The organism is Halomonas sp. AOP7-E1-9 (assembly GCF_052376035.1).
Taxonomy (GTDB): domain Bacteria; phylum Pseudomonadota; class Gammaproteobacteria; order Pseudomonadales; family Halomonadaceae; genus Vreelandella; species Vreelandella citrativorans.
Genome location: NZ_JBQSVC010000006.1, coordinates 69,552 through 89,955 on the forward strand (window position 1 = coordinate 69,552; position 20,404 = coordinate 89,955).

Below are 20,404 nucleotides of genomic sequence, written 5' to 3' on the forward strand. Positions count from 1 at the left end.
CGGTGAGTACAGTGAAAAGTCCCTGCGTTTGGCAGGGATGTTTAGCAGCCTTACCCCTGAGCCACCCAGGATTGACACCAGCCACCAGGTTCAACGCTGTTTTCAGGAAACAGCTGGCAGCCTTGATTAGCAGAGGTATAAAACATGCAGTTGTCGCACCGTTCACCTGATGTATAAGCAGGGTGGTCGCTGGCATCACTCGCTTTTTCAACATAGTTCAGCGCTTGGGCACTGGGTGCTGAAGGGGCAAGGCGAGGTAGCGATTGAGCAAAGGCCGTTCTCGATAAAATACCGATGCCCAAGGGGAGGGTTGCCAGCCCCCATACACTGGTGCGTATAAAATGACGGCGGCTCTGATTAGCCATGGTCTCTCCTTATAGGTCACTCTCATTTGACCCTAAATATCGCGTTGTTATCCATCCATGCTAACGAATAGATGCGTGGTGCGCGACTTCTTCGTTCAAGGCAAGGATTTAGAGAGATTTCGTGTCCAGGCTGCGGATTTAACCAGGCCTGTTATACTCCACGCTTTGGCGGCTGTTGACGTTTTTCTTGCGTATTACGCCACTAAACAGGTGTAGACGGTGTGAGTAAAATGACGATAGGCCTCGGTATCACTTACATTTTTTTAGTGAGGGCGCTATGCAAAACGCAGTTATTTTAATTAATACTGAAAAAGGCCAGGTCAAAGCAGTAGCAGAGCGTTTAGCGGACGTGGAAGGCATTAGTGAGGTGTACTCCACCTGTGGGCGTTATGACCTGGTAGCCATTGCACGTACCCCGAATTTTGAAAGCCTGGCTGAGCTGGTGACCGAGCGCCTTAACGAGGTTGAGGGGATCAGCGATACGGAAACGCTTAACGCCATGCAGGTACATTCACGCCACGACCTTGAAACCATGTTTTCACTAGGCTGGTAATGTGGACATAGGCACCGGCCACCGCAATGGCCGCGTGTCATAAGCGGGCGATAAAAATTAGCGTGTGGGGAGTAGGGGAACGTGGGGATATCGTTTTGGCGCTGGCGTCGAGAGGGGCGACGTCTGGGCGTCGCTTTGCTGTTTGTGGTCGCGGGAGCGGGGTTATGGGAGTTTCAGGAGCGTCAGCATCAGGATGCGTATACCTGGATGGGCGTTCCCACGTGGGAGAGTTTTCATCCCACCACGTTTCACCGCGTATTACGCAATGAGGGCTATTTAGTTGGCTGGTCGGATGTGCGTGTTAACCCGCTGTGGGTGAGTTACCAGCTGGAGGCGGTGCCGGAAGGGACCCAGATTGGCTCACGGCCCAGTTTTCAAGCGGATTGGCGGACCCTCTGGCCGGTAAAAACCGACAGCTATGCCCGGAGTGGCTATGACCGGGGACATATGGCACCTAACTATGCCATTGCCGCAGTGCACGGGCGCGATGCCCAGGTTGATACGTTTTTGATGAGTAACATGACGCCGCAGCGGCCTAATCTAAATCGTCAGCTGTGGCAGCGGTTGGAGGAGTCGGTGATCAATCACTTTGCGCCGCGTTTTGATCGCGTACAGGTGATTACCGGGCCGATATTCCCTGAACATTTTATGGATAATGTGTTTAATCGGGTGGGTTTTGTCGAAGTGCCAGAGGCGTTCTATAAGATTATTGTTGCCCCACACGATGAGGCACCGCTCGCGCTGGCGTTCATCATGCCCCAGGACGTTCGCGGCAACGAACCGTTAGATGATTACCTGGTCACTATTAATGACATAGAAGCGCGTACCGGGCTTAATTTTTTCCCGGACCTGACACCCGAAATGGAAACCGTGCTGGAAGGTGAGTTGCGTACGCAAGGGTGGGCACTGGAGGAGGTCGCACGGCGACCTGGGCGTTTTCAGTAGCGTAACGTTTTTGATTAGCGTAAGTGGACTATTTAATGTGCTTCAGCTGGGGGGGGGGAAAGCCCTCAGTAATATCGACGAAATAAGGAGGCTAAATACGACGTAGTAGAACAACGCAAACGTAGGCACAATATTCAAAATATGGGGATTAATAATAGAAAGGATTGTTCAATGATGCGGACGGGACCAACGTAATGGTGCCCAGGAGAGGACTTGAACCTCCACGTCCATACGGACACTAGCACCTGAAGCTAGCGCGTCTACCAATTCCGCCACCTGGGCGCATCATTTGTACTGCGGGTATTTTGCTGATTGTATTCGTATGGTGCCCAGGAGAGGACTTGAACCTCCACGTCCATACGGACACTAGCACCTGAAGCTAGCGCGTCTACCAATTCCGCCACCTGGGCGAATACATATCAAGCATCAACCACATCAACTTGCCGCTGCACCCGCTACTCATGAAAAGAGGATAACATGAGAAAACATGGTGCCCAGAAGAGGACTTGAACCTCCACGTCCATACGGACACTAGCACCTGAAGCTAGCGCGTCTACCAATTCCGCCATCTGGGCAAGTGGCGCGTATGATACCGGGGTGCTGGTTAAATGCAAGACCTGAAAGATAATTTTATGGCGCAAATTGCACAATTGCTGCTTAAGGTGGTTGGGTCATGGAACATGCAGCGCTATACTGGCCCCATGACCAAACAAAATATGACGTTTTTCAGCTTACTGCTTATTAACGCAGTCGCTGACTATCCCTACCTGCAGCGACTATCCGCTGCTGTTTTTGTCCGCCTCCCGCAAATGCAATTAAGGATGTCGATCGCATGAAGTATTGGACGTTGAGTGATGATCCGCACGCCGAGCGCGAGGCGCAAAAATATGATAATCCGGCGCCTAGTCGTGAGTATCTGTTAGCGGCGTTGGAAACGTACGGCAAACCGATTACCCATGAAAATATGAGCCGCATGCTGGGCATCGAGGACGAAGATCACCTTGAGGCCGTTCGCCGCCGGATGGCGGCCATGGAGCGTGATGGTCAAGTGTTGCGTGACCGGCGCGGCGCTTATGCATTAATTGATAAGCTTGATTTGATCAAGGGCAGCGTACTGGGGCACCGGGACGGTTTTGGCTTCTTGATTCGTGATGATGGTAAAAAACCAGATCTGTTGTTACCTCCTCGCCAGATGCGTCGCGTGTTCAGCGGTGACCATGTATTGGTCCGTATCAGCGGCACAGACCGCCGTGGCCGCGACGAAGCGACCATTGCCGATGTAATCGCCCGCAATACGCAAACAATGGTGGGTGTATATCGCAGCAATACGCCGGAATTTGGCATACTGATTCCTGAAAATCCACGTATTACTCAGGAAGTTATTATTCCTCACAGTGCCAGCGCTGGGGCGAAGGATGGCCAGGTGATTTCGGCCAGAATTGTTCAGCAGCCGGCTACCCGCGTGCAGCCTGTGGGTGAAGTGATTGAAGTGTTGGGTGAGCGTATGGACCCTGGCATGGAAATCGATATTGCGATTCGTAGCTACGATATTCCTGCTGAATTTCCGCCTGAGGTGCTGGATCAAACCAGCGGCATTTCAGCGGAAGTGCTGGAGGAAGATAAAAAGCATCGCGTTGACCTGCGAGATACACCGCTGGTTACGATTGATGATGAGTCTGCCAAGGACTTTGATGATGCCGTGTGCGCGTGGCAAACCAAGTCAGGCAGTTGGAAGCTATTAGTCGCGATTGCGGATGTCTCTCACTATGTGCGTCCGGGAACGGCGCTGGATAATGAAGCCCGCACGCGGGGTAACTCGGTGTATTTTCCGGGGCAGGTGGTGCCCATGCTGCCGGAGCTTTTATCCAACGGTCTTTGCTCGCTCAATCCGAACGTGGATCGCCTGGTCATGGTCTGCGAGATGAATATCTCCAAGACCGGGGCGATCAGTCGCTACTCCTTCTATGAAGCCGTGATGAACTCTCATGCTCGCCTCACCTATAACAAAGTGGCGGCGATGCTTGATAACGAGAGCGAAGAGGGCAATGCGCTGCGTGAGGAACACCGCGAGCTGGTGAAGCCGCTGCAAAACCTGCATGAGCTTTATCACTTGCTACGCGGGGCTCGTGAAGCGCGTGGCGCGATTGATTTTGATACCACTGAAACGGCGATCATCTTCAATGACGAGCGCAAGATCGAAAAAATTGTGCCGCGTAAGCGTAACGATGCGCACAAGTTAATTGAAGAGTGCATGCTGGCCGCGAACGTTGCAACCGCACGTTTTCTTGATAAGCACGACCTGCCCGCATTGTACCGTATTCATGAGCGGCCAACGCCTGAGCGGTTGGATAAGCTGCGCTTGTTCCTGAACGAATTGGGCCTTTCCGTGGGTGGCGGCGATATGCCTACGCCGCAGGATTATCAGGCACTACGAGAGGCAATTGTTGATCGCCCTGATGCCGATATTATCCAGACAGTCATGCTGCGCTCCATGAACCAGGCGGTGTACTCACCGCAGAATGAAGGTCACTTCGGCTTGGCATATCAGGCGTATGCGCACTTTACGTCGCCGATTCGTCGTTATCCTGATCTGCTCGTGCATCGTGCCATTCGTTCGGTCATCCGGGGGCCGCGTCAAACCAATACCGTCGTGCGCGTTGACGGAGCGCCGGTCGATCCGCCGAGCAAATGGTGCCCTTATACATTTGAGCAGATGCTTGAACTTGGCGAACACTGCTCAATGACTGAGCGTCGCGCCGATGAAGCGACCCGTGATGTAGAAAGCTGGCTGAAGTGCGAGTTTATGTCCGACAAGCTGGGCGAAACCTTTGAAGGCACGATTGCGTCGGTTACCCAGTTTGGCTTGTTTGTGCGTCTGGATGCGTTCTATGTCGAAGGCCTGGTGCATGTGACGTCGCTGCCGTCGGATTATTATCACTATGAGGCAGAGAAGCATCGCCTGAAAGGCGAGCGTACCGGAACCACCTATCGCTTGGGTGATGGCTTGACGGTGCAAGTGGCGCGCGTCGATATGGACGACCGGAAAATTGATTTCAGTTTGACCGACGATAAGCCTCGCCCGCGCCGCCAGCCGCGTAAACGCCGCAGTGGCGACACTAATGAAGCGGCCGCTCCCAAGAGCGACGCTGCGCCCAAGAAAGATAAGCCATCTACGCGTCGTGGCCCGCGACGTACGCGTCAGTCAACGCCCAGGAGAAGTTAAGTATGAAATCGGCGTCGTCTCGACGTGGTGCACGTACTACGGTACGTACGCCGGATGGGCTGGACCAGGTCTATGGTACCCACGCGTTGCAAAGTTTGTTGGAGCGCGGTGAAACGCCGCGCGAGCTATGGGTTCAGCAAGGAGCCGGTAGTCGTTTGGCCGAAGTGGTTGCCCAGGCGCAAGCGCGTGGTGCGCGAATTAAAGAGCAGCCGCGTGATCTGCTGGACCAGCTGACTCAAGGGGCTGCGCATCAGGGAGTGGTGGCGTTCTGTCCGCCACTTACGCCTGAAGGCGAAGAGTCCTTGTGGTTAAAGCTGCGTGCCTGGCAGGCGCCAACGCCGCCGCTTTTGCTAGTGCTGGATGGCGTGACAGACGTACATAACTTTGGTGCCTGCTTGCGCAGCGCCGATGCCGCTGGGGCACATGGCGTTATTGTGGCAAAAGACAAGGCCGCACCGCTAAATGCAACCGTGCGTAAAGTGGCTTGCGGTGCTGCCGAGGTAGTGCCGGTTTATCAGGTCACCAACATGGCGCGTACGCTTGCCAAGCTTAAAGATGCCGGCGTATGGATTACCGGTACAGCAGGTGAAGCCCAGGCTAGTGTATTTGACATCGATTTGACCGGCCCTACTGCGCTAGTAATGGGAGCAGAAGGGAAGGGCATGCGGCGTTTAACCCGGGAAGCCTGCGATAACCTGGCCAAGCTACCCATGGCAGGGCAGGTTTCAAGCCTTAATGTCTCTGTGGCTACCGGGATTTGTTTGTTTGAGGCAGTACGACAACGCCAGCTTGCAAGTTAACCCTGTGCCCACTAGAATACCTGCGCCCGTTTGTCTACAGGCGGGCGCAGATGTTTACGTTGGTTAAATACCAGTACGTTGGTTAGATACCTGTACGTTAGTTGAACACCAGTTCTGCTTAATGCCTTAAATTGCCGTTTGGCGGTAAGTTAGGTGCATTTCAGTAACTCCTTGCTTCCCTGTCGTCGTTCTCGCTTGTGCGGGGCACACACCGGAAGCTGTCAAACCGCAAGGAGATCTCATGCGTCATTATGAAATCGTGTTTATGGTCCACCCGGATCAGAGCGAGCAAGTGCCGGCTATGGTCGAGCGCTACACCAGCATCGTTACCGAAAACGCTGGTACTGTACATCGTCTTGAAGATTGGGGCCGTCGTCACCTGGCTTACCCGATCAACAAGATTCACAAAGCCCACTACGTGCTGATGAACGTTGAATGTACTGGCGAGACGCTCGAAGAAATCGAGAACATCTTCCGCTTCAACGATGCCATCATCCGCAGCCTGGTTGTACGCTGCAAGGAAGCGGTTACTGAAGCTTCTCCGATGATGAAGCCGGCAGAAGAGAAGCGTCCGCGTCGCGAAGACAAGTCGCGCGCTGATGAGTCCGAGTCTGATTCAGACGTCGAAACTGCCTGATTCTATCCACTGCACGTTTTAAGGAGCTAATCCATGGCACGTTTTTTCCGTCGCCGTAAGTTTTGCCGCTTCACTGCTGAAGGCGTCAAGCAGATCGACTATAAAGATCTGGACACCCTGAAAGCTTATATCACCGAAACTGGCAAGATCGTTCCGAGCCGTATCACCGGCACTAAAGCACGCTACCAGCGTCAGCTGGCGACTGCTATCAAGCGTTCGCGCTACCTGGCGCTGCTGCCCTACTCCGATAGCCACCAGTAAGCGTTTAACGTGATGCTGGCACTGGCAAGATGGCTAATGCGAGGGCTGCCTTACGCCGTAGGCGGGGCAGCGCTGGCCACGTTAGTGCCGTGGCTGTTTTGGTTAGGTGCTGCTATTGCTGCTTTGGTAACCCTGCGTAAAGGCTTTGCACCTGCGCTACCGGTTATTATCGCAGCGGCGCTACCCGCCGGTTTTTGGTGGTCGCAAGGCGACGTTATCCCGCTGGCCAGCGTATTGCTGGTAACGCTGATGGCGGTTGTCCTGCGTGAACGGATGCGTTGGAGTGAAGCATTGCTGGCGGGCACCCTCGTGGCTGCAGCAATGGTACAGTTCGGCATCTTTAGCCTGCCAGGCGACATGGGGCCAATGCTTGAGCAACTACGACAAGGCTCTCCGGACGTTGATCGTATGCTCACAGAGTTGGCTAATCAAGGGTACGATACCCAAATGCTGGCTGCCATTGTGGTGGGGGGCGTTACGGGGCTTGTGGTTCTGATTGCGTCGATTGCATGTTTAGCCTTGGCGCGAAGCTGGCAAGCGGGGTTATATAACCCGGGCGGGTTTCGTGAAGAGTTTCATGCGTTACGACTCGCACCCAAAGAGCTTGCCGTGTTAGCGGTGCTTTGTGTGGTCGGCATGATGCTTGGGGGGCATGCGTTAGCAGTACTCGGCTGGATACCACTACTCGTTGCCGGCATTGCGTTAGTGCATGGTTATATTGGATTAAAGGGGATGAACGGGCTGTGGCTGGTAGCATTTTATGTGCTGCTGATCACGACCTGGCCCACGATTCTCATTGTGCTGCTGTTGGGGCTGATTGATACATTCGCGAACATTCGCGCACGCCTTGCCCGCGGCAACTGACAAGAGGTTTACGAGATGGAAGTCATTCTGCTCGACAACATTGGTAAGCTGGGCGGCCTGGGTGACAAGGTCACTGTTAAGCCTGGTTATGGTCGTAACTACCTGGTGCCTTACGGTTTAGCCGTACCGGCCACCAAAGAGAACGTTGACGCGTTCCAGGCACAGCGTGCTGAGCTTGAAGCTCAAGCGGCTGAGCGTAAAGCAGAAGCCCAAGCCCGCGCTGAGCAGCTGAACGACATCGAGCTTTCGCTTGTGTCTAAAGCTGGCGACGAAGGCAAGCTGTTTGGTTCTATCGGTCCTCGTGATCTGGCCGACGCTATTTCCTCTGCTGGCATCGAGGTTGCCAAGAGCGAAGTGCGTATGCCGCAAGGCCCGATTCGTCAAACTGGCGAATACGACATCGACCTCCACCTGCATGCAGAAGTGGACGCCGTTGTTCGCGTGGTAGTCGTCGCAGAGTAAACTTTGCTGCTGCTATTTACGCCAAAAGGGCGCGGGATTTCCCGCGCCCTTTGTTATTTAAGCTCTGTGTTATTTAAACCCTGTGTTATTTAAGCCCGTTGCTATTTAACGAAGGCTTATTTTCAAGCGGCTAGTGGTTTGTTGAAAGCCCTGAGCGTTTAGAAATAACCCTTTATGCGATGACCTAGCGGTGGTTGCTAACGGTTTGTCCGATTAAGATAGTGGTCTTTGTCGGCTATGCTGCACTATTGAAAGGAGCTCGCTATGGACCAGCCTTCTGCTGATCAGGAAACGGCAGCGCTGAAGCTGCCGCCGCATTCGCTGGAGGCGGAGCAGTCGGTGTTAGGCGGGCTAATGCTGGATAATCAGGCGTGGGATACGGTTTCCGAGCGCCTGGTAGCCGATGACTTTTATCGTTATGAGCACCGTTTGGTGTTTAACGTCATGATTCATCTGGCGGAGTCTGGACAACCCCTTGATGTCATCACCTTGTCTGAAGCGCTTGAAGAGCGAGATCACCTGGATACCGTGGGTGGCTTGGCTTTCCTGGCGGAGCTTGCCCGCAATACGCCTTCGGCGAGCAATATTCGCGCCTATGCGGATATTGTGCGTGAGCGGGCAACGCTTAGAAAGCTGATTCGAGCGGCGAATCAGATTGCAGAAGGCGCCTTTGCCCCCCAAGGGCGGCCAGCCGATGAGCTGCTTAATGAAGCTGAGCGGTTGGTTTTTCAGATTGCCGAAGAGCGCCCTAAAACGGGTGGCCCAATTGGCATGAGCGAGCTTCTCACCAAAGCGGTTGATCGCATTGATGAACTCTTCAACCTGAAGGGCGAAATGACGGGGCTATCAACCGGCTTTCGTGATCTGGATGAGATGACGTCAGGGCTTCAGCCTTCGGACCTGGTCATCATTGCCGGGCGTCCCTCCATGGGTAAAACCACGTTTGCGATGAACCTGGTCGAACACGCGGTTATCTCCAGCGATAAGCCCGTGATGGTGTTCTCCATGGAGATGCCGGCTGAATCGCTAATGCTCAGGGTGCTGTCATCGCTTGGACGCATCGACCAAACCCGCGTACGTTCGGGGCAGTTGGAGGATGAAGATTGGCCGCGCCTAACGTCGGCGGTCAATCTGCTTAAAGACAAGCAGCTCTTTATCGATGACACCGCTGCGCTTTCACCTAATGAAATGCGCTCGCGCTTGCGCCGTGTCGTGCGTGAGCACGGCAATATGTCGCTGATCATGATCGACTACCTTCAGCTGATGCAGATCCCCGGTTTTTCTGAAAACCGCACGGGGGAGATATCGGAAATTTCGCGCTCGCTAAAAGGCTTGGCGAAAGAGTTTAAATGTCCGGTAGTGGCGCTTTCTCAGCTTAACCGCTCGCTGGAGCAGCGCCCCAACAAGCGCCCGGTTATGTCTGACTTGCGGGAATCAGGCGCCATCGAGCAGGATGCGGACGTTATCGCCTTCGTCTATCGTGATGAGGTGTATAACCAGGATAATCCAGATAATCAGGGCTTGGCTGAACTCATTATCGGTAAGCAGCGTAACGGGCCTATCGGAACGGTGCATATGGCGTTTATCGGCAAATATACCCGTTTTGAAGACCTGGCTCCCGACAGCTATGGCGAAGCTTTTGGTGACTAGAGTGAGGGTGTGACCAGCATCACGTCCTTGATATATTGAGCATACGGAAAAAAGAACGAACGGGAGTAATTCATGGCAGGTGGTTTTCGGCGTGGTAATCGTCAGCGTCTTCCCAAGCTTCAAGGGCGCGGAGAACTTCAGGAATTAGAGCGCGAAGGGCCTTTTAAAGAGTGGCTGGGTATGCCAGACCTTTATCGCTATCAGCTGGTCGTTGATGGTGAGAAGTACAGCTATCAAACAGAAGATGCTGAGCTTCCGGTCGCTATCGGCGATAACGTGGTATTTCGCTACAAAGAGACCAAGGGCGGTAACTGGATTGATCGTAACTCGCTTGGTAAGGCGATTGATCCTTCTGAATATCAGTAGCTTGGCTGTGTTAATAGACTGATAGCCTGGAAACCTCCTGAAAAGTTGCCCTCTTGGTCAATAAGTGCCAATGTAAGGTAACAGGAATGTAATAGGACGCAGTCATGCTGGGTCCTATTGTTGTATCCAATAACAGGAGGGAATCATGGAACTGAAAGCACTTAAACAGTTCGTCGATAGCCACGATAATTTCGAAATTCGCGTTATTACGCATTCGGGTAGTCGTTTTTATCAGCTTGAACTTGAAGATGTAGAAGGCGCGCGGCATATGCTCACCCAACGTGGTAAGCCCATGCTGTTTCGCTCGTTAGATGATGTGTATTTGGAACTAAAACGTGCGGGTATTCATCGCGCGTATCTGGTTCAGCATGTGCCTCAGGACGAAGTTATTGGTCGTGACGCGCATTACAGCGAGCCGCTAGCCTCACGAATGCCGCTGGTTTTTTAAAAAGCGGTTGATGAATCACTCTGTGTATTTACTGAATGCACACACAACAGTTAGCGTAACGTTTTTCCCACCCTCGCCTAAACCCTAATGCGGTGACAGGCAAAGAAACAGCAGCCTGCATTCATCTCCTCTTGCAGGCTCGGTAGCAACAAAGCCCTACCAGCATCCTGGCCAGCGCACTGCTTTAACCGCTTAACTTGCCTCTATTCGCCGTGCTTTCCAGGTGTTTTGCTTCTGACCACCTTGCCGCTATTTTTTAAGTATCTTCGATCTGTGCTTAAAGCGTATTTGAAGTAAGGCGCGGGGCGGCGGGGTGCCACTTTACCGGTGGTTATACAAATGATGTTGATAGTATAACTTTATGCCGCGCCTTATCGAAAAGTGTTAAGATTTTTGATAATTAGAAGCCGTCTTTGGAGTAAGCGTAATGACCGATAGCGTTGTGGTGGACCAGCCGGGCGAAGGCCGCTTGGCCCATGCATCCAGTGATCATCCGGCCGTGCCGCGGGCAAAAGTAGGTGTAGTTCTGGCTAACCTGGGGACGCCCGATGCCACTGATTATTGGTCGATGCGACGTTATTTAAGTGAGTTTCTCTCCGACAAGCGGGTAGTCGATTATCCCGATTGGAAGTGGCAGCCGCTTCTGCAACTGATTATTTTATCCAAACGGCCTTTTTCGTCGGGTAAAGCGTATAAAAGTATTTGGAACACCGAACAAAACGAAAGCCCGCTACTCACGATCACGCGGGCGCAAACCGAAAAACTGACGGAGCAGCTTAAGGCCTTATACGGCGACAACGTTGAAGTGGATTTCTGTATGCGCTACGGCAATCCTTCAACGCGCAGTGTGCTCACGCAGATGAAAGAAAAGGGCTGTGAGAAGATTGTTTTCTTTCCGCTCTATCCACAGTACGCCTCGCCGACCACTGCAACCGCCAATGACGAGGCGTTTCGCGCCTTAATGAAGATGAAGTGGCAACCCTCTATTCGTACGGTGCCCGCCTATTTTGATCACCCTGCTTATCTACAGGCACTGGCTAATTCAGTAACAGATGTTTACGCCGAACTTGAGACGCGGCCCACCAAGTTAGTTGCCAGCTACCACGGCGTGCCTGAGCGCTATTTGATGCAAGGCGACCCCTACTATTGCCAGTGCCAGAAAACCACGCGTCTCCTGGGCGAAACGCTAGGTTTTAGTCAGGAGGAAGTGGATACCACCTTTCAATCACAGTTTGGTCCTGAAAAGTGGGTGGGGCCTGCAACGGTCGAGCACGTAGCTGCGCTTGCCAAGCAGGGCCATAAACATATTGCGATTCTATCGCCTGCTTTCTCCTCCGACTGTGTGGAAACGCTAGAAGAAATCAAGGAGGAGATCCGCGATAGCTTTATGGAAGCAGGCGGCGAAACGTTTAGTTACATTCCCTGCTTAAATGATCGTAATGATCACATAAAGGCGCTGCTGGACATCGTAAATAACGAGCTTTTGGGTTGGCTCCCACGGTCGTAATGAGCCGATAATCAAGGCGTTATAAATGGCGATGAAGTAACGATAAGCACGCTATCTATTTGATTTTGAATGATTGCCTGGTAACAGGCAGTGGCCTGTTATAGAGTCTACGACTTTATGATCACCTCGCGTGTTTAAAATAGGCGCTGTTACTCTACGGCTTTCAGCGTGCTCGTTAAAATCTGGTCCGAGCGCTTAAGACAGAGTGCTTGAGAGAGGGTGCTTGAGACAGAGCAGTTAAGAGAGAGCAGTGAACAGGGATGATGATCGCTACTCACCGCGAGAGGTATTGATGCTCAACGAACCCGCTTCATCATGGGGCAGATACACAGGAGATATCGCTAGATGCAATTCGCCGTTTTGATGGGGTTTGTATTAGCCGCGTTGGCACCACTTATGCAGCGCTGGTTTGCAGACCGTACGAGTTTGGTATTGGCCCTTTTTCCTGCCCTCATCGCTGCGTGGCTGTTTTCTCAAGCACCCACAATCATCAATGACGGCCCGCTGCTAATGGAGTGGCAGTGGGTGCCTTCGTTAGGTATCAGCCTCACCTTTATGCTGGATGGGTTGTCCTTACTGTTCGGCTTGTTAATCAGCGTTATTGGCGCGTGCGTGTTGGTGTATGCGGGGAGTTACTTAAAAGGCCACCCGGAGATCGCCCGGTTTCATATCGCGCTGATGGCTTTTATGGTGTCCATGCTGGGGCTAGTGTTGGCCGATGGGCTGATCACGCTGTTTATTTTTTGGGAGTTAACCAGCGTTACTTCGTACCTGCTGATCGGGTTTAACCATACCGATATGCAGGCGCGTAAGTCGGCTCGCCAAGGGCTTTTTGTCACTTTTGCGGGTGGGCTTGCGTTGATGGCCGGGCTTATCTTGCTGGGCATCGCCAGCGACCAGTGGTCGTTAACCGATATTCGCGCAATGGAAACCGACCTGCGAGAGCATGCCCTTTATACGCCCATGCTTATCTGTTTGCTGTTGGGCGCCTTCACTAAATCAGCTCAGTTTCCCTTTCATTTCTGGCTGCCCAACGCCATGGCAGCCCCTACACCTGTCTCGGCTTATTTGCACTCCGCCACCATGGTGAAAGCCGGTATTTACCTCATGGCAAGGCTTCAGCCTGAACTGGGTGGAACGGCACTCTGGATAAGCATCCTCTCTGTGGTGGGTGCTATCACACTGCTGCTGGGCGCTTTCCTGGCGCTTCATCACACGAACATTAAAAAGCTGCTGGCTTACTCAACCATTATGGCGCTCGGCACATTGACGATGCTGCTGGGCATTGGCACCGAGTACGCCATGACAGCATTCGTAACTTTTTTGCTCGCACACTCCCTGTACAAGGGGGCGCTGTTCATGGTGGCCGGTATTCTCGATCATGAAACGGGCACCAAGGATGTCACCGCAATGGGCGGGTTAAGGTCTTTGATGCCGGTGACGGCCACCATTGCATTGATAGCGGCGCTATCACTTGCAGGGGTGCCGCCGTTGCTTGGCTTTATTGGCAAAGAGCTTAAGTTTGAAGCGGTGCTGGGCGCAGGGGATTTTCAAGGCTTGCTCGTCGTGTTCGCATTTGTCAGCGCGATTATGACTATCGCTGTGGCGGCGATTGTTGCGCTACGGCCTTTCTACGGGAAGCGTCACGAAACCCCAAAAACGCCGCATGAAGCACCTTTCGGCATGTTAATGGGCCCCGCACTGCTAAGCGTAGGCTCGCTGGTTTTTGGTCTGGCGCCCGCCATGTTTGGCGTTGACGCTCTTTTAACGTCAGCGGCAAGCGCGGTGGCTGGGCAGCCGAGCGAGGTGGCGCTGTCACTTTGGTACGGCGTTAATGCGGCGCTGATAATGTCCGTTGTTAGCCTGGGGTTGGGCTTTTTGCTGTTCAAGTACTGGGACAGCATGCGAGGCAAGCTAACGTTGCTGGCCCCTGTTATGCGTTACGGCCCGGAAGCGGGCTATGAAGGCTTGTTAAATGGCCTGGTTCGGTTTGCGGAATGGCAAACCCGTGTGCTGCAAAATGGCTATATGCGCAACTATATTTTGGTCATGCTGGTCGTGCTGATTACGCTGTTGGGCAACTCCATTCTGGTACGCCACTCTCCGCTGTTAGCCTTTGAACTTGATGTACGGTTTCATGAGGCCATCGTCGTCGGCACAATGGTGATGGGTGCCCTGTATGCAACGATCACCCGCTCCCGGCTGGGTGCCGTCGTGTCAGTGGGTATTATGGGGTTCTCAATCGCGCTGGTCTTTATTCTTTTCAGCGCCCCTGATCTTGGGATTACCCAGCTTCTGGTTGAAACGCTCACAGTTATTTTACTGGTGCTGGTACTGTTCAGGCTGCCTCGCTTCTCGCATCTTTCGACCAGCCTGGAGCGCATTCGCGATGGCTCGGTAGCTGCGATGATGGGGATATTGATTTTCCTTCTGATCATGACGGCCTGGAGTATTAACCAGTTCGAGTCCATTTCTACCTATATGGTTGAAAACAGCGCACCGCTCGCTTTTGGCCGCAACATCGTCAATGTCATTTTGGTGGATTACCGGGCACTGGATACGTTGGGCGAGATGTTTGTACTGGCGCTAGCCGCCATTGGCGTTATCGCTATGCTGAAGCTGCGCCATGAGCCAGAAAGCGCTAAGCCCACCAATGATAGTGGGAATACTGATAGCAGGGAGCCGTACGATGGTTAAATCGGGAACGATTATTTTAAACACGGCGGCCCGCTTTCTAATGCCGCTGCAACTCATGTTTTCGATATTTTTGCTGCTTCGTGGACACGACGAGCCCGGCGGTGGGTTTATTGCAGGGTTGGTGGCGGCGGGGGCGTTTACCTTGTACCTGTTGGCGTTTGGCGTCAGTGCCACAAAAGAGGTATTACGTATGGTCGACCCTCGCGACTTGATTGGCGTGGGGCTGTTGTTAGGCATGATTTCTGTTGTACCTGCCTGGTTTATGGGTCAGCCGTTTTTAACCGCGCAGTGGTGGACCATTCCGGTTATTGATTTTAAAGCCTCCACTCCGCTGATTTTTGATATTGGCGTTTACTTGGCGGTGTTGGGAGCGGTGATTGGCATGGTGATGGCGTTGATGGAGGTGGATAAGGATGAGCCTTAACATAGCAGGAGGATACGCATGGAACCGGTAATGGCGCTAGCGATTGGGGTTATGTACGCCACCGCTATTTTTATGATGCTGCGACGCTCCATTGTAAAACTGGTTATTGGACTACTGCTGCTTTCCAACGCTGCTAACTTATTGATCTTTACTACTGCCGGAATGACGCGGGGCGCGCCACCGCTGATTCCAGAAGGCATGGTTCAGCCTATGGGCGATGTCGCTGACCCGTTGCCCCAAGCCGTTGTACTGACGGCTATTGTTATCGCATTTGGTGTGCTGGCCTTTGCTGTTGTATTGATTCGTCGTGCCTATGAAGTGGTTAAGGCGGATGACCTGGATAAGATGAAGGATACTGATACGTGAGGCCTGAAGTTGCTCTTCCCGTCCTTTTACCCTTACTTTCAGGGGCTATTTCACTACTGTTTTGGCGTTCAAGGCCAATGCAACGCTTTATCGCCGTTGCTGGAAATATAGCATTTCTGATCGTTAGCCTTTGGCTGTTTACGACAACCCTTTCCGAAGGCTATGTCACCATGCAAATGGGCAGCTGGCCTGCACCGTTTGGGATTACGCTCATCGCCGATATGTTAAGTGCGGTGATGGTGCTGCTGACCGGTATCATCGGCCTCGCCATGGGGATTTACTCCTTGGCGACGACCGGCCGTGGCCATGAGAAATTTGGCTATTATCCGTTAATGCACTTGTTGTTAGCCGGGGTGGCGGGAGCCTTTTTGACCGGCGATATCTTCAACCTGTATGTATGGTTTGAAGTAATGCTGGTGGCCTCTTTTGCGCTACTGATTTTGGGCGGCGAGCGGGCCCAGATGGAGGGAGCAATAAAGTACGTAACGCTTAACCTGCTGGCGTCGGTGATCTTTCTGACAGCGGTGGGGCTGCTGTACGGCACGGTCGGTACGCTTAACATGGCCGATATCGCACTGCGCATGAATGCTGTTGAGCACAACGGGATGGTCGAGGTGCTCGCGGTGATGTTTATGGTGGCCTTTGGGATCAAGGCGGCGGCCTTTCCGCTCTTTTTCTGGCTGCCTGCGTCTTACCATACGCCGCCGGTTGCCGTTTCAGCGCTTTTTGCAGGTCTTCTCACCAAGGTAGGCGTGTACTCACTGTTCCGTGTGTTTACCTTGATCTTTGACCAGACGATGGGCTACCTACAGGAGATAATGTTGTGGGGGGCGGTGCTTACCATGGTGACCGGCGTGCTGGGTGCGGCCGCTCAATATGAGTTTCGGCGTATTTTGTCGTTTCATATCGTCAGCCAGATCGGCTATATGATTCTGGGGTTGGCGCTGTATACCCCCTTGGCGATTGCTGGCGGCGTGTTTGCCATCATGCACAATATTATTGTCAAGACGAACCTGTTTTTGATTAGCGGTATCACCCACCGCTTGCAGGGCACGTATCAGCTAAAAAAGATGGGTGGGCTTTATAAAGAGCGTCCTTGGCTTGCCGTTGCATTTTTTATCTCAGCATTTTCCCTCGCGGGGGTTCCTCCGTTATCCGGGTTCTTCGCCAAGTTTGTCATCGTGCGGGCAGGTATTGAAGCCGAGGCGTATGTGATTACAGCCATTGCCTTGGGTGTGGGGTTATTAACGCTCTACTCCATGGTCAAGATATGGAACGAAGTCTTCTGGAAATCCTTACCAGACGATAACCAGGTGCCTGTATCGAATACCCCCTCTGGGGATGACGGGCGGCTTATTAAACCCAGCCTGTGGATGATGTATTTGCCCGTGGTGGTTCTGGCTCTGTTTTCAGTGCTCATCGGGATTTTTGCGGAACCCATTATGCATGTGATGACCACTATTGGTGATCAATTGCTGGCCCCCAGAGGCTATATTGATGCGGTGTTGGGCGTGTCCGCGAGCGCTGAGGATGCGCTACTGATACCAGGCGAGTTGCAGGTAGAAATAATAGGCGGGGGGGGCGCGCCATGACCGGTGCTATTTGGAACCTGCTGTTAGGATTGGCGTGGGTGCTGCTAAGCGGCGACTTCACTGGCTTAAACCTGCTGGTAGGCATGATTTTCGGCTATATCGCGCTGGTGATGATTGAGCCGCAAGTCAGCGCATTAAAAGGCTACCCGGCCAGGATTCCACGCATTATTGGCTTTCTGGGCTTTTTTCTAAAGGAGCTTGTTCAAGCCAACCTGCGTGTTGCGTTTGATATTGTGACGCCGCCTTGGCACATGCAGCCAGGCGTGATTGCCATGCCGCTTTCCGCACGCACGGAAATGGAAATTACCCTGGTGGCTAACCTGATCTCTTTAACCCCGGGAACGCTGAGCCTGGACGTCTCTGATGACCGCAAGGTGCTTTATATCCATGCCATGTTTCTTGATGATGAAGAAGAGCTAAGACGCAACTTAAAAGAAATGGAGCATCGAGCCCTGGAGTTATTTCGCTAATGGATACGGTTCTCTTGATTAGCCAGATCATTATGGGGCTGGCGCTAGTGTTGACATTTGTGCGTGTGGTGCGCGGGCCAAGCCTGCCTGACCGAGTAGTGGCGCTTGAGCTTTTTTCTACTACGGTGGTCGGGCTGGTAGGCGTTTACGCCATTCAATCCGGGGTAGCCAGCTTTCTGGATGCCGCTATCGTTATCGCGCTAATGGGCTTTCTGGCCGCGATTGGCTTTGCACGCTTTTTGGAACGGGGAGGGCCTCGCGATGATTGAAGCGATTAAAGGTGCGCTATTGCTGACAGGCTCTTTATTTATGCTCCTGGCGGCTATTGGCTTGCTACGTTTGCCGGATCTACTAACACGTATGCATGCCACTACCAAAGCGGCGGCATTAGGCGTTATTTTGATCATGCTGGCATCGGCAATGCATTTTTCTGAGGTAGGCGTGGTCGCTCGCTCCTTTGCGATTATCGTGTTTATCCTGATGACAGCCCCCGTTGCGGCGCATGTGATAGGACGGGCGGGTTACTTTGTGGGCTCTCGACTTTGGAGTGGTACGGTCAAGGATGAGCTTCGTCCCAACTACGACCCGTTAACCCACGAATTAAAAAGCGGCATGGAAACGAATGAAAATGCTAAACGTCAGCCACGAGCGACGGATCCCGACTGATGTATTGCACTAATTTAGCGGCTAGTAAATAACTAATCGATAAGAAGCCACCTTCGGGTGGTTTTTTTATAACACAATGTATCAGCAGGAAATGTCAGCGCCGTGACTTTATCTGGTGAAAGGTTGGTAGGCAGGGTTTACGCCACAACGGCTAAGCACGCGTTGTTTTCGTACAAATTCTGGTATCTGCTTGTTTTCCAGGCCATCATCAGGCATGCCAAGGACAGCCCAGGAAGAGACACCATGTTGCCCAAGATTAATTTGCCATTACGTCGCGCTTTTTGTCATACATCACTGGTAGTTACTGCCGGGGTGCTATCGGTAATGTTTAGCGGAAGCCTCTACGCTAACCCGCAGTTGATGACAGAAGTGGATGCCCGCGGTGCCGAAGAGCTACGCTATGCCAACTTTGAACAGTGGCGCAATGAGTTCCGTCGTTATGCAGCTGCTCAGGGGATCAGTGAATCAACGCTAGCCACCGCACTGGATAACGTGCGCTACCGTGAACGGGTGATTGAACTGGATCGTTACCAGCCGGAGTTTGTGCGGCCTATTTGGGAATATCTCGACACCGCCGCCTCCGATACGCGCGTCAATGCAGGCCGTGAGAAACTTGACGCCCACCGCCAGACGGCATTAGAAATGCAGCAACGCTACGGCGTGCCCTCAGAAATCATCGTGGCGATTTGGGGCATCGAGAGCAATTACGGAAGCAATTTTGGTGATTTCTCAACCCTTGAGGCGCTCGCTACCCTGGCATACGACGGGCGTCGCCGGGATTTTGCACGCGGTGAACTGCTTGCGGCGTTACGTATTATCGACCAGGGCGATATCGCAGCCGAGCAAATGAAAGGCTCTTGGGCGGGGGCTATGGGGCATACCCAGTTCATCCCCAGTAGCTTTGAAGCTTATGCCGTGGATGGTGATAACAATGGCCGCCGTGATATCTGGGGCAGTATCCCCGATGTGATGGCCTCCACCGCCAACTATCTGGCGCGGGCAGGCTGGCAAGCAGGCGAACCCTGGGGGGTTGAGTTAGCGCTTCCTGCATCGTTTGATTATTCACAGACCGAGCGCCGCAGTAGCGCTGAGTGGGCGAGTCAAGGTGTACGCGCCCTGCAGGGTGAACTGCCCAATTTCGAGAGCGCGGCTATCGCCATTCCGGCCGGGGCGGAAGGGCCCGCCTTTTTGGTAGGCGCTAATTTTCGAGCGATTTTGCGCTATAACAATGCCACCAGCTACGCCCTGGCCGTGGCGACGCTGGCTGATAAAATTGCCGGGCGTGAGGGAATACGCCAGACATGGCCGCGAGGGCAGACACCTTTAACCCGCGACGATGTCAAAGAACTCCAGCGGCGCTTGAATGAAGCGGGCTATTCGGTAGGCGGGGCTGACGGTGTGATGGGGCCCAATACACGCCAAGGCGTGCGTGACTTTCAACGCAGCCAAGGGCTAACGCCGGATGGCTTCGCTACTCAGGCGCTGCTTGAAAGGCTGCGCTAGGTGCGTAGTTAATGATTAATCACTTATTTCACCAAGGATGATGCTATGGGATTTGTGGCAAAAACGCTGTTAAGTAGTGTGCTGGTAAGTGCATTAGCCGCCAGCGCAGTGGCAAGCGATGATGATAAAGTGTTTGGCTGGGTTGAAAATGCCACCATAGAGCCCTGGGGCATTATGGTGAAGGCCAAGCTTGATAGTGGTGCCCTGACGTCATCTCTGGATGCGCGTGATATCGAAGTGTTTGAGAAAGAGGGCGAGGAGTGGGTGCGCTTTCGCTTAAAGCTAACAGACCAGCAGAACGACGAAGTGTTTAGCGACCGTCTTGAACGGCCGCTCTATCGTGAGTTGGCAGTGCGCGGCGCGGGCGGGCGTGATGAGCGCCCCGTTGTATTAATGAATGTGTGCATGGGCGATACGGTTTACGAAGAGCAATTTAGCCTACGTGATCGCGAAGAAATGCATTATCCACTGCTGCTTGGCCGGCGTACCATCAGCCATTTAGGCTTGCTGGACGTGCGCGAAACATTCCAGCAAGAGCCATCCTGCAGTGACGATGCTGAGGTGGTGCCTCACGATCCGGAAGACCAGCAAGCCTAGGTGTTGGG

General features: G+C 53.1%; 23 protein-coding genes and 3 tRNA genes. 22 read left to right on the plus strand and 4 right to left on the minus strand.

The window, feature by feature from the left end:
- Window positions 1-50: 50 nt before the first annotated feature.
- Window positions 51-365, minus strand: a complete 315-nt coding sequence (locus ACT3R4_RS05470) for a high-potential iron-sulfur protein (protein WP_441678271.1) — start codon at window positions 363-365, stop codon at window positions 51-53.
- Window positions 366-642: 277 nt separating this feature from the next.
- Between ACT3R4_RS05470 and ACT3R4_RS05475 the strand changes: the two genes are divergently transcribed.
- Complete coding sequence (locus ACT3R4_RS05475) at window positions 643-918, plus strand: Lrp/AsnC family transcriptional regulator (protein WP_172116086.1); 276 nt, start codon at window positions 643-645, stop codon at window positions 916-918.
- An 81-nt stretch (window positions 919-999) separates the two neighbouring features.
- Window positions 1,000-1,863 (plus strand): DNA/RNA non-specific endonuclease, encoded by an 864-nt coding sequence (locus ACT3R4_RS05480; RefSeq protein WP_193057060.1) that lies wholly within the window; start codon window positions 1,000-1,002, stop codon window positions 1,861-1,863.
- Between the two features lie 195 nt (window positions 1,864-2,058).
- Here the strand turns inward: ACT3R4_RS05480 and ACT3R4_RS05485 are convergent.
- From ACT3R4_RS05485 to ACT3R4_RS05495, 3 genes are all read right to left on the minus strand, one after another.
- Window positions 2,059-2,145 (minus strand) — tRNA-Leu (locus ACT3R4_RS05485).
- A 41-nt stretch (window positions 2,146-2,186) separates the two neighbouring features.
- Window positions 2,187-2,273 (minus strand) — tRNA-Leu (locus ACT3R4_RS05490).
- A 78-nt stretch (window positions 2,274-2,351) separates the two neighbouring features.
- A tRNA-Leu gene (locus tag ACT3R4_RS05495) sits at window positions 2,352-2,438 on the minus strand.
- Window positions 2,439-2,471: 33 nt separating this feature from the next.
- On the opposite strand from ACT3R4_RS05495, the gene ACT3R4_RS05500 reads away from it, so the two are divergent.
- The 20 genes from ACT3R4_RS05500 to rloA3 all read left to right on the plus strand — a co-directional run bounded on the left by ACT3R4_RS05500 (window position 2,472) and on the right by rloA3 (window position 20,396).
- Window positions 2,472-2,699, plus strand: coding sequence for a hypothetical protein (locus ACT3R4_RS05500; protein WP_441678273.1), 228 nt, complete (start codon window positions 2,472-2,474; stop codon window positions 2,697-2,699).
- Entirely contained in the window at window positions 2,696-5,086 is a 2,391-nt protein-coding gene (gene rnr / locus ACT3R4_RS05505) for a ribonuclease R (protein ID WP_441678275.1), read from the plus strand. The genes ACT3R4_RS05500 and rnr overlap by 4 nt, the downstream gene beginning before the upstream one ends.
- 2 nt (window positions 5,087-5,088) lie before the next feature.
- The gene (gene rlmB / locus ACT3R4_RS05510; protein WP_172116090.1) at window positions 5,089-5,886 is read left to right on the plus strand and encodes a 23S rRNA (guanosine(2251)-2'-O)-methyltransferase RlmB; all 798 of its coding nucleotides are present in this window, start codon (window positions 5,089-5,091) and stop codon (window positions 5,884-5,886) included.
- A gap of 241 nt (window positions 5,887-6,127) precedes the next feature.
- Window positions 6,128-6,523, plus strand: a complete 396-nt coding sequence (gene rpsF, locus ACT3R4_RS05515; protein ID WP_087107800.1) for a 30S ribosomal protein S6 — start codon at window positions 6,128-6,130, stop codon at window positions 6,521-6,523.
- A gap of 33 nt (window positions 6,524-6,556) precedes the next feature.
- Window positions 6,557-6,784 (plus strand): 30S ribosomal protein S18, encoded by a 228-nt coding sequence (rpsR, locus tag ACT3R4_RS05520; protein ID WP_009097135.1) that lies wholly within the window; start codon window positions 6,557-6,559, stop codon window positions 6,782-6,784.
- Between the two features lie 12 nt (window positions 6,785-6,796).
- Window positions 6,797-7,648, plus strand: a complete 852-nt coding sequence (locus tag ACT3R4_RS05525) for a hypothetical protein (protein WP_441678381.1) — start codon at window positions 6,797-6,799, stop codon at window positions 7,646-7,648.
- A gap of 15 nt (window positions 7,649-7,663) precedes the next feature.
- On the plus strand, window positions 7,664-8,110 hold the full coding sequence (gene rplI, locus ACT3R4_RS05530) for a 50S ribosomal protein L9 (RefSeq protein ID WP_172116091.1): 447 nt from the start codon (window positions 7,664-7,666) through the stop codon (window positions 8,108-8,110).
- A 264-nt stretch (window positions 8,111-8,374) separates the two neighbouring features.
- Window positions 8,375-9,760, plus strand: a complete 1,386-nt coding sequence (gene dnaB / locus ACT3R4_RS05535) for a replicative DNA helicase (RefSeq protein WP_172116092.1) — start codon at window positions 8,375-8,377, stop codon at window positions 9,758-9,760.
- A 72-nt stretch (window positions 9,761-9,832) separates the two neighbouring features.
- Entirely contained in the window at window positions 9,833-10,126 is a 294-nt protein-coding gene (locus ACT3R4_RS05540; RefSeq protein ID WP_087107793.1) for a hypothetical protein, read from the plus strand.
- A 145-nt stretch (window positions 10,127-10,271) separates the two neighbouring features.
- Window positions 10,272-10,574, plus strand: a complete 303-nt coding sequence (locus ACT3R4_RS05545; RefSeq protein WP_172116093.1) for a DUF6482 family protein — start codon at window positions 10,272-10,274, stop codon at window positions 10,572-10,574.
- 427 nt (window positions 10,575-11,001) lie between these two features.
- Window positions 11,002-12,081: a ferrochelatase gene (gene hemH, locus ACT3R4_RS05550; protein ID WP_441678278.1), complete on the plus strand. Its 1,080-nt coding sequence runs from the start codon at window positions 11,002-11,004 to the stop codon at window positions 12,079-12,081.
- 345 nt (window positions 12,082-12,426) lie between these two features.
- On the plus strand, window positions 12,427-14,778 hold the full coding sequence (locus ACT3R4_RS05555) for a putative monovalent cation/H+ antiporter subunit A (RefSeq protein WP_441678280.1): 2,352 nt from the start codon (window positions 12,427-12,429) through the stop codon (window positions 14,776-14,778).
- Window positions 14,771-15,202 carry a Na+/H+ antiporter subunit B gene (locus ACT3R4_RS05560; RefSeq protein WP_087107785.1) on the plus strand — a complete coding sequence of 144 codons (432 nt, stop codon included), beginning with the start codon at window positions 14,771-14,773 and terminating at the stop codon, window positions 15,200-15,202. Before ACT3R4_RS05555 ends, ACT3R4_RS05560 begins: the two co-directional genes overlap by 8 nt.
- 18 nt (window positions 15,203-15,220) lie before the next feature.
- Complete coding sequence (locus ACT3R4_RS05565) at window positions 15,221-15,568, plus strand: Na+/H+ antiporter subunit C (protein ID WP_192527950.1); 348 nt, start codon at window positions 15,221-15,223, stop codon at window positions 15,566-15,568.
- Window positions 15,565-17,160, plus strand: a complete 1,596-nt coding sequence (locus ACT3R4_RS05570; protein WP_441678282.1) for a Na+/H+ antiporter subunit D — start codon at window positions 15,565-15,567, stop codon at window positions 17,158-17,160. Before ACT3R4_RS05565 ends, ACT3R4_RS05570 begins: the two co-directional genes overlap by 4 nt.
- A complete protein-coding gene (locus tag ACT3R4_RS05575; protein WP_172116098.1) occupies window positions 17,157-17,630 on the plus strand; it encodes a Na+/H+ antiporter subunit E in 474 nt (157 codons plus the stop codon). The genes ACT3R4_RS05570 and ACT3R4_RS05575 overlap by 4 nt, the downstream gene beginning before the upstream one ends.
- Window positions 17,630-17,899, plus strand: a complete 270-nt coding sequence (locus ACT3R4_RS05580) for an MrpF/PhaF family protein (protein ID WP_192527952.1) — start codon at window positions 17,630-17,632, stop codon at window positions 17,897-17,899. Before ACT3R4_RS05575 ends, ACT3R4_RS05580 begins: the two co-directional genes overlap by 1 nt.
- Window positions 17,892-18,296 carry a monovalent cation/H(+) antiporter subunit G gene (mnhG, locus tag ACT3R4_RS05585; RefSeq protein WP_441678285.1) on the plus strand — a complete coding sequence of 135 codons (405 nt, stop codon included), beginning with the start codon at window positions 17,892-17,894 and terminating at the stop codon, window positions 18,294-18,296. The genes ACT3R4_RS05580 and mnhG overlap by 8 nt, the downstream gene beginning before the upstream one ends.
- Window positions 18,297-18,620: 324 nt before the next feature.
- Entirely contained in the window at window positions 18,621-19,799 is a 1,179-nt protein-coding gene (locus tag ACT3R4_RS05590) for a lytic murein transglycosylase (RefSeq protein WP_441678382.1), read from the plus strand.
- Between the two features lie 45 nt (window positions 19,800-19,844).
- Window positions 19,845-20,396 carry a retropepsin-like aspartic peptidase RloA3 gene (rloA3, locus tag ACT3R4_RS05595; RefSeq protein WP_172116101.1) on the plus strand — a complete coding sequence of 184 codons (552 nt, stop codon included), beginning with the start codon at window positions 19,845-19,847 and terminating at the stop codon, window positions 20,394-20,396.
- Window positions 20,397-20,404 lie beyond the last annotated feature (8 nt).

Excerpts from the sequence above, each read along its gene's own strand:
- ACT3R4_RS05470 (WP_441678271.1), bottom strand. The coding sequence starts at position 365 with ATGGCTAATCAGAGCCGCCGTCATTTTATACGCACCAGTGTATGGGGG.
- ACT3R4_RS05475 (WP_172116086.1), top strand. The coding sequence starts at position 643 with ATGCAAAACGCAGTTATTTTAATTAATACTGAAAAAGGCCAGGTCAAA.
- ACT3R4_RS05500 (WP_441678273.1), top strand. The coding sequence starts at position 2,472 with ATGCAAGACCTGAAAGATAATTTTATGGCGCAAATTGCACAATTGCTG.
- rnr (WP_441678275.1), top strand. The coding sequence starts at position 2,696 with ATGAAGTATTGGACGTTGAGTGATGATCCGCACGCCGAGCGCGAGGCG.
- rlmB (WP_172116090.1), top strand. The coding sequence starts at position 5,089 with ATGAAATCGGCGTCGTCTCGACGTGGTGCACGTACTACGGTACGTACG.
- rpsF (WP_087107800.1), top strand. The coding sequence starts at position 6,128 with ATGCGTCATTATGAAATCGTGTTTATGGTCCACCCGGATCAGAGCGAG.
- rpsR (WP_009097135.1), top strand. The coding sequence starts at position 6,557 with ATGGCACGTTTTTTCCGTCGCCGTAAGTTTTGCCGCTTCACTGCTGAA.
- ACT3R4_RS05525 (WP_441678381.1), top strand. The coding sequence starts at position 6,797 with ATGCTGGCACTGGCAAGATGGCTAATGCGAGGGCTGCCTTACGCCGTA.
- rplI (WP_172116091.1), top strand. The coding sequence starts at position 7,664 with ATGGAAGTCATTCTGCTCGACAACATTGGTAAGCTGGGCGGCCTGGGT.
- dnaB (WP_172116092.1), top strand. The coding sequence starts at position 8,375 with ATGGACCAGCCTTCTGCTGATCAGGAAACGGCAGCGCTGAAGCTGCCG.
- ACT3R4_RS05540 (WP_087107793.1), top strand. The coding sequence starts at position 9,833 with ATGGCAGGTGGTTTTCGGCGTGGTAATCGTCAGCGTCTTCCCAAGCTT.
- ACT3R4_RS05545 (WP_172116093.1), top strand. The coding sequence starts at position 10,272 with ATGGAACTGAAAGCACTTAAACAGTTCGTCGATAGCCACGATAATTTC.
- hemH (WP_441678278.1), top strand. The coding sequence starts at position 11,002 with ATGACCGATAGCGTTGTGGTGGACCAGCCGGGCGAAGGCCGCTTGGCC.
- ACT3R4_RS05555 (WP_441678280.1), top strand. The coding sequence starts at position 12,427 with ATGCAATTCGCCGTTTTGATGGGGTTTGTATTAGCCGCGTTGGCACCA.
- ACT3R4_RS05560 (WP_087107785.1), top strand. The coding sequence starts at position 14,771 with ATGGTTAAATCGGGAACGATTATTTTAAACACGGCGGCCCGCTTTCTA.
- ACT3R4_RS05565 (WP_192527950.1), top strand. The coding sequence starts at position 15,221 with ATGGAACCGGTAATGGCGCTAGCGATTGGGGTTATGTACGCCACCGCT.
- ACT3R4_RS05575 (WP_172116098.1), top strand. The coding sequence starts at position 17,157 with ATGACCGGTGCTATTTGGAACCTGCTGTTAGGATTGGCGTGGGTGCTG.
- ACT3R4_RS05580 (WP_192527952.1), top strand. The coding sequence starts at position 17,630 with ATGGATACGGTTCTCTTGATTAGCCAGATCATTATGGGGCTGGCGCTA.
- mnhG (WP_441678285.1), top strand. The coding sequence starts at position 17,892 with ATGATTGAAGCGATTAAAGGTGCGCTATTGCTGACAGGCTCTTTATTT.
- ACT3R4_RS05590 (WP_441678382.1), top strand. The coding sequence starts at position 18,621 with ATGTTTAGCGGAAGCCTCTACGCTAACCCGCAGTTGATGACAGAAGTG.
- rloA3 (WP_172116101.1), top strand. The coding sequence starts at position 19,845 with ATGGGATTTGTGGCAAAAACGCTGTTAAGTAGTGTGCTGGTAAGTGCA.